This window comes from Streptomyces sp. NTD107 (assembly GCF_059510435.1).
In genome coordinates this window covers 432,234-446,403 of the sequence record NZ_JCAJZV010000005.1, presented here as the reverse complement: position 1 = coordinate 446,403, position 14,170 = coordinate 432,234, and the positions used below count along the sequence as shown (strand labels likewise).

4 protein-coding genes are annotated in these 14,170 nt (G+C 74.4%); all 4 read right to left on the bottom strand.

The window, feature by feature from the left end; genetic code table 11:
- Positions 1-3,247, bottom strand: a 3,247-nt coding sequence (locus tag AC5WRL_RS14065) for a non-ribosomal peptide synthetase (RefSeq protein ID WP_496088815.1), incomplete at its 3' end; no start/stop codon positions are given.
- On the bottom strand, positions 3,237-9,938 hold the full coding sequence (locus AC5WRL_RS14060; protein ID WP_496088814.1) for an amino acid adenylation domain-containing protein: 6,702 nt from the start codon (positions 9,936-9,938) through the stop codon (positions 3,237-3,239). The genes AC5WRL_RS14065 and AC5WRL_RS14060, both read right to left, overlap by 11 nt.
- The gene (locus AC5WRL_RS14055; RefSeq protein ID WP_496088813.1) at positions 9,931-12,417 is read right to left on the bottom strand and encodes a condensation domain-containing protein; all 2,487 of its coding nucleotides are present in this window, start codon (positions 12,415-12,417) and stop codon (positions 9,931-9,933) included. Before AC5WRL_RS14055 ends, AC5WRL_RS14060 begins: the two co-directional genes overlap by 8 nt.
- A complete protein-coding gene (locus AC5WRL_RS14050; protein ID WP_496088812.1) occupies positions 12,407-14,167 on the bottom strand; it encodes a carbamoyltransferase family protein in 1,761 nt (586 codons plus the stop codon). The genes AC5WRL_RS14055 and AC5WRL_RS14050 overlap by 11 nt, the downstream gene beginning before the upstream one ends.
- Between the last annotated feature and the right edge of the window lie 3 nt (positions 14,168-14,170).

The window sequence follows — 14,170 nt, the reverse complement described above, 5'->3', positions numbered from 1 at the left end:
CGGGGGTGGGGTGGGCGAAGATCTGGCGCGGGGTGAGATGGCGGCCCCATTCCCGGCGGATCAGCCCGCCCAGCCGCATGACCAGCAGGGAGTTGCCGCCGGCGGCGAAGAAGTCCTGCCCCCGGTGGACCGGCCGCCCGCCGAGCACCTCCGTGAACAGCGCGCACAGCCGTGCCTCGGTCGCGGTGCGGGGCGGTTCGCCGGGGACGGGGCCTGCCTCGGCCGGGCGGGGGGCGGGCAGCGCCCGGCGGTCGATCTTGCCGTTGCCGCTGAGCGGCAGCGCGTCGAGGGCGACGAAGACGGCCGGCACCAGGTGTTCGGGGAGCAGTCGCGCGGCGTGGCGGCGTACCGGTTCCAGGGCGTCCGCGCCGGTCGCCGCCCCGGTGTCCCGGAGCACCACATAGGCGACGAGGCGCTTGTCGCCGGGCCGTTCGGTGTGGACGGTGACGAAGCACTGCCGCACGGCCGGGTGGGTGGCGAGGGTGTTCTGGACTTCGCCGGGTTCGATGCGGAAGCCGCGGATCTTCACCTGGTGGTCGGTGCGGCCGAGGATGTCGAGGAGTCCTTCGGGGGTCCAGCGGGCGAGGTCCCCCGAGCGGTACATCCGCTCCCCCGGCGCTCCGAAGGGGCAGGCCACGAAGCGTTCCGCCGTCAGCCCGGGCTGCCGCAGATAACCCCGGGCCAGCCCCTCGCCGGCGAGGTAGATCTCCCCGGCGATCCCGGGCGGGCAGGGGTGCAGCCGCTCGTCGAGGACGTATGTACGGGTGTTGTCGAACGGCCCGCCGATCGGCAGCCGTTCGGCGCCCGGTTCGTCCGCCCGTACCCGGTGGCCGGTGGACAGGGTGGTGGTCTCGGTGGGGCCGTAGGCGTTGACGACGGTGGTGTCCGGGCAGTGGTCGAGGACGCGGCGCACGCTGTCCGGGGGGACCACGTCGCCGCCGGCCCAGACCTCTTCCAGTGATGCGAGCGCGGCCGGATCGAGGTCGGCCACGAGCTGGAAGAGGCCCGCGGTGAGCCAGGCGGCGGTGACCGGGCCGTCGCGCAGCGCCGCGCACAGCGCGGGCAGATCGAGTTCCCCGGGGGGCGCGACATGGACCCGGCCGCCGGTGAGCAGCGGGGCCCACACCTCGTAGGTGGACAGGTCGAAGGCGAGCGGTGAGTGGAACAGGACGCAGCGGTGGGCGCCGTTGGTCCAGCGCCGGTCGTGGATGAGGTCGGTGATGTTGCGGTGGGTGACCGCAACCCCCTTGGGGAGGCCGGTCGATCCGGAGGTGTGGATGACGTAGGCCAGTTGGTCGGGGTGGGTGGGCGGTGGGGTGAACGGCTCGGCATCGGGGGGCGGGTCCGCGGTGATGGTCAGTTCGGGCAGCGGCAGTCCGGCGGCCAGCCGGGTGGTGGTGCTGTCGGTGATCACGAGGGTGGGCCCGGTCTCCGCGATGATGCGGCGCAGCCGGGCCGGCGGGTCGGTGGCGCGCAGCGGGAGATAGCCGGCGCCGGCCTTCAGGACGGCGAGGACGGCGGCGACGGCGGCCGGTGTGCGGTCCAGCAGGACGGCGACCAGGTGCTCGGGCAGGGCGCCCCGGTCCGTGACGGCGCGGGCCAGCCGGTCGCTCCAGGCGTCGAGCTGGGCGTACGTCCACGATTGCCGGTCGTCCGACAGGGCGACGGCGTCGGGGGTACGGGCGGCCCATCGCTGGACGAGGGCGGCCACCGGGGCGTCGGGGGCGGGGTCGGGCGGACTCTGCCAGCCGGTGAGGACCTGGTGGCGCTCCTCGTCGCTGAGCAGGTCGATGTCGGTGACGGGCCGGTCGGGGTCGGCGGTGACCGAGGTGAGGAGCCGGGTCAGCCGCTCGCCGATCCGCTGGACGGTCCCGGGGTCGAACAGTTTGGTGCGGTAGGCGAGTTCCGCGTCGAGGCCGGCCGGCTGCCCGTCCTCGTCGTAGCGCTCGATGAAGGACAGCAGCAGGTCGAAGGGGAGGGCGCCGGTCCCGGTGGGCACCGGGGACACCCGCAGCCCCGGAAGGTCCGCCACGGTGCCCGGCGCCCCCTTGAGGGCGAGCATCACCTGGGCCAGGGGGTGCCGGCCCGGGGCGCGTTCGGGGTTGAGGGCGTCCACCACCCGCTCGAAGGAGACGTCCTGGTGGGCGTACGCGTCGAGGGCGGTCCTGCGGACCCGGGCCAGGAGGTCCCGGAAGCCGGGGTCGCCGGAGGTGTCGGTGCGCAGCACCAGCGTGTTGACGAAGAAGCCCACCATCCCGTCGAGCGCGGCGTCGGTGCGACCGCTGGTGGGGCTGGCCAGCGGGATGTCGGTGCCGGCGCCGAGCCGGGTGAGCAGCGCGGCCACCGCCGCTTGCAGCACCATGAACAGCGTGGCGTCCGCCGCGCCCGCCAGTTCGGACAGCCGCCGGTGGAGGCCGGCGTCCAGGCAGAAGCGGTGCGAGGCGGCGGCGGATCCGGTGCCTTCGGTACGTGACCGGTCGAAGGGCAGCCGCAGTTCGGTGGGGGCGTCGGCCAGCCGCTTCCGCCAGTAGGCGAGTTGACGGCCACCGGGGCTGTGCGGATCGGTCTCCTCGCCGAGCCCGTCGCGCTGCCACAGGGCGTAGTCGGCGTACTGGAGCGGCAGCGGTTCCCAGCTGGGCGGCCGTCCGGCGCTGCGGGCGGCGAAGGCCGTCCACAGGTCGCGGCGCAGGGTCAGGTCCGACTGCCAGTCGGTCGCGACATGGTGCAGCAGCAGGTGGAGGAGGTGTTCCTGCGGCCCCAGGACGATCAGCCGGGCGCGCAGGGGGAGATCCACGGTCAGGTCGAAGGGGGTGTTGGCCTCGGCGAGCGCCGCCCGCAGGGCGCCGTCGCCGGGTCCGGCGGGGGTGTGGACCGTCAGCGCGGGGCGGCCGGCCTCCGGGGCGAGGATCTGCTGGTACGGGATGCCGTCGTGTTCGGGGTAGCGGGTGCGCAGGATCTCGTGGCGTTCGACGAGATCGCCCAGCGCCGCTTCCAGGGCCGGCCGGTTCAGCGGGCCGGTGAGCCGGACGGCGAAGATCTGGTTGTGGCCGAGGTCGGACTCGTCGAAGCGGTTGAGGAACCACAGCCGCCGCTGGGCGTGCGAGAGCGGGATCCGCTCCGGGCGCGGCCTCGCGGTCACGGCGCTCGGGGTCGCGGCGCGGGGGCCGGCGGCGGTCAGGCGGGCGCGCAGCAGGCGGCGCTGCTCGGGGGTGAGGGTGCTCAGCGAGCCGAACGCGTCAGTGCTCACCGGATGTTCCCCCCGTCGGGGTGCCGGTGGGCCCGCCGTCCGCCGGCCCCGCCGCCTGGGTCAGCAGCAGGTCGGCCACCTCGTCCCCGTGGGTCTCGCGTACGAGGGTGCCCAGTTCGGCCGCCATCCGGCGCAGTGCGCCGGATCCCAGTACGGTCGTCAGCGGCACGTCGATCCGCAGTTCGTGCTGGAGGCGGAACATCAGGCGGGTGGCCAGCAGGGAGTTGCCGCCGAGTCCGGCGAAGGTGTCCGAGCGGCCGACCCGTTCGCTGCCCAGCACCTCCTGCCACAGGGTGGCCAGCAGTTCCTCCAGCGGGGTGACCGGCGCCTGATGCGTGCCCGTGGTAGCGGCGGCGGCGCGGGCGCGGGCCTCGCGGGGGTGCGGCAGCGCCTTGCGGTCGACCTTGCCGTTCGCGTTGAGCGGCAGCCGGTCGATGGGGACCAGCACGCTGGGCACCAGATAGCCGGGGAGCCGTCCGGCGAGCCAGCCGCGCAGGTCCTGGGCGCTGTCCGGGCCGGACGGCACGTAGTAGCCCACCAGCCGGCGGGACTCGCCCTCCACGACGGTGGCCACGGCCTGATTCACCCCGGGGTGGGCGGCGAGCGCGGCCTCGACATCGCCGAGTTCCACGCGGTAGCCGTCCACCTTGACCTGGTCGTCGTCGCGGCCCAGGAACTCCAGCCGGCCGCCCGGCAGCCACCGGCCGAGGTCGCCGGTGCGGTACATGCGGGCGCCGGGGGTGCCGCCGTACGGGTCGGGGATGAAGCGGGCGGCGGTGGTGCCGGGCATGGAGGCGTAGCCACGGACCACACAGTCGCCGCCGATGTACAGGTCGCCGGTGACGCCCACCGGGACCGGCATCAGGGCGCGGTCCAGGACGTACATGGTGGTGTTGGGGATGGCCCGGCCGATGGGGACCAGAGCGCCGGGGGCCCTCCGCGGGTCGTGGGGTCCGGGCGGGCCGGGCGTGTAGGTGGTGTTGCCCACCGACGCCTCGGTGGGGCCGTACTCGTTGAGCAGGGCCGATTCCCGGTCCAGCGCACGCCAGTTGGCCAGGGTGTGCGCGGGGAAGGCGTCGGCGCCCACCACCAGGGTGGCGGCCAGGGTGCCGAGTTGCGCGGCGGGAAGCAGCTCACGCAGCAGCTCCAGGTGGCCCGGGGTCATCTTGATGAAGCTGAACGGCGCCCAGCGTGCGAGCTGTTCGGCCATCTCCACCGGGTCGAGGTCGTCGTGCAGGATGCACAGCCGCTCGCCGCGGATCAGCGGGGTGTAGAGGTTGGGCACCACCATGTCGAAGGCGATGGAGGAGAACAGCGGCGCGCCGCCGGTGCCCCGGGAGGCGTACTCCTCCTCGCACCAGCCGAGGTAGTTGACGACGCCGGAGTGCGGCACGAGGACGCCCTTGGGGCGGCCGGTGGATCCGGAGGTGTAGATCACGTACATGAGGTTCGCCGGGTCGCTGGTCCGGCCGGGGTCGTGCGCCGGCCGGGCGCCGAGTTCCGCGCCGAGCGCGTCGGTGTTCACCGACCGCCACGGTCCGGCCGGGACTCCCCCGGCGGTGGCGTCCCGGGTCAGCAGCAGGGTGCTCCCGGAGTCGCGCAGCACCTGCGCGACACGGTCGGCGGGATGCTGCGGGTCCACCGGCAGATACGCCGCGCCCGACTTGAGCACGCCCAGCAGCAGTACGGGCAGCTGCGCGTCGCGGTGGCTGCGGATGCCGATCACCCGCTCCGGTCCGGCGCCCCGCTCGCGCAGCCAGTGGGCGAGCCGGTTGGCCCGCTGGTTCAGTTCGGTGTACGTGAGCCGGGTGGTGCCGTCGGTCACCGCCAAGGCGTCGGGGGTGCGGCGTACCTGTTCCTCGAACAGCTCGTGCACGCAGCGGTCGGTGCGGTAGGGGCGGGCCGGGCCGTTCCATCCGGTGAGGATCCGCTCCCGCTCGGCGCCGCCGACCGGGGAGAACCACTCGTGCGGGCGGTCGGGTTCGGCCATGGCCCGCAGGACCGCCACGTACAGGTCCTGGATCGACTGCGCCTGGGCGTCGGAGACCTTGGCGGTGTAGTAGTCGATGCGCAGCAGGGTCCTGGCGGAGAGCGGGTCGCGGACGATGCCGGTGGACAGCGCGTAGTTGGTGGGCTCGGCCCGGTAGTCGGCGCGCGGTGCCACCCCGCTGCTGAGGAAGGAGACGCCGCTGTTGAGTGCCTGGGTCAGCACATGGAAGTGCAGATAGACGAAGGTGGAGTCGAACAGCTCCTGGCCGCCGGCGTCCCACTGGATGTTCGCCAGCGGGTAGCGGCGGTGCGGCAGCATCCGCTGCTCGGCCTCGTAGACGCGGCGGATCAGGTCGCTCCAGCTGCCGCCGGCCAGATTCACCCGCAGCGGGGGCATGTTGAGGTACATGCCCAGCACCTGGGTGCTGTCGATGTCCTCCGGGCGGCCGTTGGTGGTGAGCCCGCTGATGACGTCGCCGCGCCCGGTACTGAGCCCGATGACCTTGAGGTGGGCGGCCAGCATCACCGACTTGACGGGCACCCCGAGCCGGGCCGCGAGGGCGTGCACATCGGCCACGGTGCGCTCGGGCAGGATGAGTTCCAGCGCGCGGTGGGTGGCCTCCAGGGTGGAGGTGAAGCGCCAGTTGCGCAGTCCGCCGGTGAGCCGGCCGTCCTTGTCGGTGTCCTGTCCCGGCGCGTCGGCGGGCGCGGCGCCGGCGAGGCGTGGCAGGGCGGTGGGGCGGTGGCCCGCCAGGTGCCGGGCCCAGAACTTCTGTGCCTCGGGGGCGGTGACGTCCGACCGCTCGGCGGCGATGAACTCGCTGAAGGCGGACCGGGGCGGGGCGGCGAGCGGGGCGTCGGGGTCCTCCAGCAGCCGCAGATACCGCTCGAACAGTTCGGCGTGGAAGGTGAACAGGCTCCAGCCGTCGAAGATCGCGTGGTGTTCGGTCAGCGTCCACTGGAAGGTGTCCTCGGTGCGGCGCTGGAGGAAGCCGCGCAGCAGCGGGGCCCGGGACAGGTCGAGCGGGCGCAGCCGTTCGGCGTGGAACAGCTCGTGGATGACGGCTTCCTGACGGTCCGCCGGCAGGTAGCGCAGGTCCTCCACCGTCAGGGGCAGCCGCGCGTGCTCGTGCACCAGCTGGAGCGGCTCGGAGTAGCGGGCGAAGTCGAAGGAGGTGCGCAGTACGGGGTGCCGGGCGATGACGTCCCGCAGGGCCCGGTCGAAGACCCCGGGGTTCCAGACCGCCTTCAGATACCAGCTGTTGACGTTGTGGAACGGCAGGTTCCGCGGGTCCCGCTCCATGTGGTAGACCATGCCGGCCTGGAGGGTGGAGACGGGGTAGGCGTCGGTCACATCGGCGGGCAGCAGGGCCCGGTCGGCGTCGCCGATCAGGGCGAACGGCGCGCGCTCGCGGCCGGCCGGGGCCGGGTCGACGCTGCGCGCGCGGGCGGCGAGTTCGCTGATCAGCGGGGTGCGGAACAACTCCTGGAGGGTGAACTCCCAGCCGCGTTCCCTGGCCAGGCCGATCACCTGGAGGCTGCGGATGGAGTCGCCGCCGAGTTCGAAGAAGTTGTCGTGGGTGCCGACCCGGTCCACCCCCAGCACCGTGGACCAGATCGCGCACAGCGCGTGCTCGGCCGGGGTGGTGGGGGCGGTGTAGGGCTGGGTCAGGTCGGGCCGGGTGCCGTCCGGGGCGGGCAGCGCCGACCGGTCCACCTTGCCGTGCGCGGTGACCGGGAACGTACTCAGGACCATGAAGACCTGCGGCACCATGTGTTCGGGCAGCCGGGCGGCGGCGAAGGCGCGCAGTTCGCTGCTGGTGGGCCGCTCCCGCTCGGGGCCGGTGGGCGTCACATAGCCGATGAGCCGGGCGCCGGGCCCCCGCTCGTCGCGGCGGGCGAGCACGGCGGCGCCGCCGATCGCCGGGTGCTCGGTGAGGACGGCCTCGATCTCGCCGGTCTCGATGCGGAAGCCGCGGACCTTGACCTGGTCGTCGTTGCGTCCGAGGTACTCCAGCGAGCCGTCCCGGCGGTAGCGGGCGAGGTCCCCGCTGCGGTACATGCGGGCGCCGGGCTCCTCGAAGGGGCAGGCCACGAACCGCTGGGCGGTGAGCGCGGGGCGGTGCAGATAGCCGAGGGCCACCCCGGCGCCGGCGATGTACATCTCGCCCACCACGCCGGGCGGGGCGATGTTTCCCCAGCGGTCGAGGACATAGACGGCCAGGTCCGGCAGCGGCACCCCGATGGGGCTGGCGCCGCCGGCCACGTCCTTTGCGGTGAGTGGCCGGTAGCTGGTGTGCACCGTGGTCTCGGTGATGCCGTACATGTTGACCAGGCGCGGGCGGTCCGTACCGTGCCGGGCGAACCAGCGGGCCACCGCGGCCGGGTCCAGCGCCTCACCGCCGAAGATCACCAGTCGCAGGTCCAGCGCGGTGGGCGTCCCGGCCTCCGCCGCCTCCAGCGCGCGGAAGGCGGACGGGGTCTGGTTGAGCACCGTCACCCGCTCGCGGGCGAGCAGTTCCAGCAGGTCGCGCGGGGAGCGGCTGACCGCGTGGTCCACGATGACCAGCCGTCCGCCGTGCACCAGGGCGCCCCAGATCTCCCACACCGACCAGTCGAAGGCGTACGAGTGGAACAGCGGCCACACATCGGCGGCGTCGAAGGCGTACCAGTCGGCGACGGTGGACAGCAGCCGGGTCACATTGCGGTGGGTGACGACCACGCCCTTGGGGCGGCCGGTGGATCCGGAGGTGTAGATGACGTACGCCGGGGCGCCGGGCGGTACGGGGACCGCCGCCTCCTCGGTGTCCGCCGCCTCCGGCGGGCCGGCGGCGTCGAGATCGAGGATCTGCCGGTCCCCGGCCGGCAGCCGGAGGCGGGCCTCGCCGGCGGAGACCACCACCCGTACCCCGGCGTCCTCGCACAGGTAGCGCAGCCGCTCGGCCGGATAGTCGGGGTCCAGTGGTACGTACCCGGCCCCGGCCTTGAGCACCCCGAGCAGCGCGGCGACCAGTTCGGCGCCGCGCGGCAGCGCCACGCCGACCAGCCCGCCGGGCCGTACTCCGGCGGACCGCAGCCGCCGTGCCACCTGCCGTGCCCGGGCGTCCAGTTGTGCGTAGGTCAGGCTCCGGCCGCCGTCGGTGACCGCGACGGCGTCCGGGGTACGGGCCGCCCGGTCCGCGACGAGTTCGTGCAGCGTGCGTTCGTCGCCGGGCGCCGGCCCCGTGGTGGCGGCGGCCGGTGCCCGGGTCGCGGCGTCCACCAGCGGTACCCGGCCGATCCGCAGGCCGGGGTCGGACAGCAGTGCCGTCAGCAGCCGCAGATAGCCGGCCGCCATGGCGGTGACCTCGTCGCGGTCGAACAGGTCGGTGTTGTACTCCAGCTCGATCCTGGTCCGCTCCGCGACGATCACGTTCCACGTCATGTCGAACTTGGCGGTGCCCCGCTCGGCCGGCTCGGCGGTGAGCACGGCGGCGCCCAGCCGGTGGCCGGCCGCCGGCTCCTCCTGAAGGCCGAACACCACCTGGAAGACCGGGCTGTGGCTGAGCACGCGCCCGCGCCCGCGCTGCCGGTGCAGGGCGTCCACGATCCGTTCGAGGGGGACCTCGGCGTGCTCCTGGGCCTCGGCGATCCGCTCCCGCACCCGCCGCACCAGTTCCCGGTAGGACGGGTCGCCCGACACATCGGTACGCAGCGGCACGGTGTTGATCAGCGGGCCGACGATCCGTTCCTGGCCGGGCCCACCGGGCGCGGCGTCCCGCAGGGCCACCGGGGTCCCCACGACGAGATCCTCCTGACCGCTCCAGCGGGCGGCGAAGGCCGCGAAGGCCGCGTACATCACGGTGAATCCGGTGGTCCGCAGGGCGGCGGCCCCGCTGCGTACCAGAGCGGCCAGCGGCTCCGCCACGGCGATGGTCACCGTCTCGCCGCGGAAGGTCTGTTCGGCCGGCCGGGGCCGGGAGCCGGGCAGCGTGGTGACCTCGGGGGCGCCGTCGAGCCGGCCGAGCCAGTGCCGCAGCCCGTCCGCCAGCTCGCCCGCGTCCCAGCGTTCCCGCTCCCGGGCGGCGCAGCCGGCGTAGCCGGGGGCGGCGGGCAGCGCGGGGTCGCGGCCCGCGAGCAGCGCCCGGTAGCTCCGGTCGAGGTCGGCCAGCAGCAGGCCCATGGACAGCCCGTCGCAGACCAGGTGGTGGACCGTCAGCGCGAGCAGATGCCGCTCGGGCGCCATGCGCACCAGCAGGGCGCGCAGCGGCTGCCCGCGCTCCAGCCGGAACGGGCGGCGGATCTCGCGTTCGGCCAGCGCGCGGGCCTCGGGCAGTCGCCGGGGCGCGGGCAGCCCGGTCAGGTCACGGTGTTCGAAGGGCACCTCGGGGGCGGCGCCGACGATCTGGACGGGCTGCCCGTCGCGGGTGGTGAATCCGGTGCGCAGCGCGGGGTGCCGCCGGGCGACCTCGTGCAGGGCCCGCTCCAGTAGGGGGCCGTCCAGTGCTCCTCGGACGGTGAGGACGCCGCCCACGTTGTAGGTGGGGGTGCCCGGGTTCCACTGCTCGAAGAACCAGATGGCGCGCTGGGCGAAGGACAGCGGTGCCTGTGCGGGGCCGGCGCCGGGCGGTACCGCCACCACGTCCTGTTCCGCCTCCTCCAGCAGGAAGGCGCGCAGTTCCTCGTCGGACGGCAGACCGTCGGGCCCGTTGAACTCAGACATGGGTTCGCCTTTCGATCAGCGTGTGGCGTTCCTCGGGGCTCAGGTTCCACGCGGTGAGGACGAGGGAGGCCCGGTGGCGGAGCGCGGCCGGGTCGGTGGCATGACGGCGGATCACCTCGACGAGGGCGTCGAGTTCGCCGGAGCGGAACAACTGCCCGGCCGGGACGGTCACCCGCAGCGTCCTGCGCAGCCGGGAGTTGAGCCGGACGGCGTCCAGGGACCGGCCGCCGAGCGCGAAGAAGTCGCTGTGCGGGCCGATCGCGGCGGGCGGGACGTCCAGCACCTGTGACCACAGCCTGGCCACGACGGCGCGCAGCGGGCCCAGGTCGTCGTCGCCCGCCGCCGCGCCCTCGCCGTTGCCCACGCCTTCGTCGTCGCCCGCGCGGTCACCGCCGGGCGGGGGCGGGTCGCCCAGGGAGCCCAGCGGACACCCTGGCTGGTCGTGGGCGGCGGTCAGCAGGCGCGGGTAGCGCTGCGCCAGCAGTTCGGCGGTGGACCGGTCGTAGCGGTCGGTGGCGTAGGTGATGACACAGCCCAGCGCGTCGCCGTGTCCGGTCACGCTGACGGTCAGGTCGAGTTTGGCGGCGGCCGGGTGGAGCAGCCGGCAGGTCCAGCGCAGCCCGGCCGGCGGCGGTACCTCGGGCGGGCGGCTCAGTTCGAACAGGATGCGGTAGTCCGCGTGGCGGTCGGCGCCGGGCGCGGTCCGTACCGCGTGCAGGGGCACGTCCTTCCAGGCGAAGGCGGCGGTGGTCGCCCGTGCGGTGCGCCGCGCCAGTTCGGCGAAGGTGAGGTCCGGGTCGACCGCCGCGCGGACCGGCACGGTGGCGAAGAACGGCCCGATGATCCCCTCGTACTCGGGGCGGTCCCGGGTGGTGACCGTGGTGCCCACCACCAGGTCGGTGCTGCCGGTGAGCTGGTGCAGCAGCGCCTGGAAGGCGGTGAACAGCACCACGTACGGGGTGACGCCGAGTTGTCGGGACAGCTCCTGGACGGCCCGGGCGGGCGGGCCGTCCAGGGACAGGGACAGGCTGTCCCCGAGGTGGTCGGGCGGGGCCGTCCGGGGCCTGGCGCCGGGCAGCGCCTCGGGGGCGGGCGGCGCCGCGAGCTCGCGGCGCCAGTGCTCCGCGGCGGCGGCGGCCCGCTCACCGCCGGCCGCGCGCCGCTGCCGGGCGGCGACCTCGCCGTACCGCAGGGGCAGCGGGGGCAGTTCACGGCCGTCGTAGCCGGCCGCCAGCTCCCGCAGCAGGAATTCGAGCGAGGAGCCGTCGCATATCAGGTGGTGGCCGGTCAGCAGGAGGACGTGGTGCCCGGCGGAGCGGCGCAGCAGGTCGGCGCGGAGCAGGGGTGCCCGGGTCAGGTCGAAGGGGTCCTCGATCAGGCGGGCCAGCAGGGTCTCGGCGACGGCGTCGGGATCGGCGGCCGGCGCGGTGAGGTCGTGCTCCCTCCAGGGCACCTCGGCCCCCGGCACCGGGACGGCTTCCGGTTCCCCGTCCCGGTCGTGGAACGCGGTGCGCAGGACGGCGTGCCGGCCGACGACGGTGCGCAGGGCGGCGCGCAGCCGCTCGCGGTCCAGCGGGCCGGTGAGTTCGATCGCCCACGGCACGTGGTAGGCGGCGGTGCCCGGCTGCCACTGTTCGAACAGATAGATGGCCTCCTGGGCGGGCGAGACCGGCAGCGGGGTGTCCGGCGCGTGGGCCACCGGGGCCGGGCCGGGTGCGGCGGCCGGCCGGGCGGTGGCCGTGCGGCGCAGCGCGCCGATCGCCGCCGCCGCCTCGCGCGGAGTGGGGCAGTCGGTGATCAGCTGGGGCCCGAGCGGGAGTTCGAGGCGGTCGCGCAGCCGGTGGGCGGCCCTGATGGCGGTCAGGGAGTCGCCGCCCAGGGCGAAGAAGTTGTCGTCCCGGCCGATCAGCGCGGGATCGATCACCTCGATCAGCCCGGCCCAGACCTCGGCGATCGCCTGCTCCACCGGCCCTTCGAGGGGCACCGGGGCGGGGGTTCCGGGCGGTGCGGGGGCGGCACCGGACAGCGGGACGGGGGCCGGCGGCGCGATGCCCAGGTCGGCGAGGACCGTGCCGGGGTCGGCGGTCAGCGCCCGGCGGAGGTCGGCCAGCAGCCGGTCGATCCGCTCGCCCGAGTACCGGTCGGCGTCGTAGCGGGCGCTGAGGGTGCCCCCGGTGTGCCGCAGGGTCAGCGTGCCGTCCGCTCCGGCCTCGGCCGTGGTGGGGTCGTGCGCGTCGCCGGGGGCCACCGCGCGGGCGAGTTCGGCCAAGGTGGTGCGGGGCCCGGCCGCGACGGGCCGGCCCTCGGGGGTGACCGCGTCGTGGCCCGGCGGGCCGGCGAGCACGGCGGCCAGTCCGGCCGCCAGCGGCAGCCCGTTCCCGTCCGGGCAGGGGATCGTACGGACGTCGTGGAAGAAGCGGGGCACCACGGGTTCGGGGAGGTCCGGCGGCAGGGTCGCCGGGCGTGGCTCAGCCGGCATCGCGCACCACCAGGTGGTCGCCGAGCACCAGTTGGTCCAGTTCGGAGCGGAGATAGGTCTCCAGGGCGGTGCCCGGGTCCCGGACCACCGGCTGGCCCCGGAGGTTGAAGGAGGTGTTCAGCAGTACGGGGGTGCCGGTCAGTTCACCGAAGGCGCCGATCAGCTCCCACAGCAGCTCGTTGCCGGCCCGGTCGACCACCTGGACCCGCGCGGTGCCGTCCACGTGGGTCACGGCCGGCAGCAGTTCGCGGTACTCCTCCCGCACCCGGACCACGAACAGCATGTGGGCGTACTCCTCCTCGGCGCCGGCCCGCACCTCGAAGAACCGGTGCGCGTCCTCGCGGCGCACCACGGGGGCGAACGGGCGGAAATCCTCGCGCTGTTTCACGATCGCGTTGAGGTGGTCCCGCATGCCGGGGTCCCTGGGGTCCGCGAGAATGCTGCGGTTTCCCAGCGCCCTGGGCCCGAACTCCATGGCGCCCTGGAACCAGGCCACCACCCGGCCGGCCGCCAGGCTCCGGGCGGTCTTGGCGATCAGCAGGTCCCGGGGGTACCTGCGCGCGGTGCAGCGCGGCTCGCTCTCCAGGGTCTTCACGATCGCGTCGTCGGTGTACTCGGGCCCCCAGTAGGGCATTCCCATCCGGGTGGGGTGCCGGGCGCCGTTGAGGGCCCGCACGTACAGCGCGGCGCCCAGCGCCGTTCCGTCGTCCCCGGACGCGGGCTGCACGAAGATCCGGTCCACCAGTCCGCTGCGCGCCAGCAGCCCGTTGGCGGTGCAGTTGAGCGCCACCCCGCCGGCCAGGCACAGCGCGCGCAGCCCGGTCTCGGCGGTGAAGTGCCGCAGGACGTGCAGCAGGGTCCGTTCCAGCGCGGCCTGTACGGCGGCGGCCACATCCATGTGGCGCCGTTCGATGGGGGCTCCCGGCCGCCGGGCCGGGCCGAACATCGCGGTCAGCGCCCGCAGCGCGCCGGCCTGGGTCTCGTGCTCCAGCCAGCCGCGGTTCTCCCCCAGCGGCGGCACCGTGTACGTGCCCCGTTCGCCCAGCCGCACCAGCCGGTCCAGCACGCCCGCCCAGCGGGTGCGGTCGCCGTACGGCGCCAGGCCCATCACCTTGTACTCGTCCATGGCGAAGTCGAAGCCCAGATAGAGGGTGACGACGCCGTAGAGGGTGCCGAGCGAGTGCAGTGCGGGCACCTGCCGCAGCACCGACAGTTGTCCGCCGCCGGCCCGGAAGACGGTCATGCTCTCCGTCTCGCCCATGCCGTCGGCGACCAGCACCAGGGCGTCCGTGAAGCCGCTGAGGCAGTAGGCGCTCGCCGCGTGGGCGTGGTGGTGCGGCACGGGTGTGAAGCGCTCGTCCCAGTCCTGCCCCGGCCAGCGCGCCCGCAGCAGGGCCCGTTTGGCGTCCGGGGAGTACACCTCGTGGAACCGCCGCCGGGTGAAGTCCCCGGCCTCGTACCGCTGGGAGGGCCGGTAGTCGAAGCCGAACGCGACCCGGTCCACGTCGGACATGGCGAGGCCGCCGCGTTCCAGGCAGTACGCGATGGCCTCGGCGGGAAACGTCCCGGTGGCCTTCTCGCCGGTGAATCTCTCCTCCGCCGCCGCGGCCACCACGCCACGGTCGTCGACGAGTGCCGCGGCGGCGTCCAGACCCTGAGTGATGCGGTAGATCCGGCTGTCGAGTCCCGGCAGTTCCCGCCGCTTGAACTCGACGCTGTCGTGCATTCCGCTGAATCCCAGTACCCGCACGAT

Excerpts from the sequence above, each read along its gene's own strand:
- AC5WRL_RS14060 (WP_496088814.1), bottom strand. The coding sequence starts at position 9,938 with ATGTCTGAGTTCAACGGGCCCGACGGTCTGCCGTCCGACGAGGAACTG.
- AC5WRL_RS14055 (WP_496088813.1), bottom strand. The coding sequence starts at position 12,417 with ATGCCGGCTGAGCCACGCCCGGCGACCCTGCCGCCGGACCTCCCCGAA.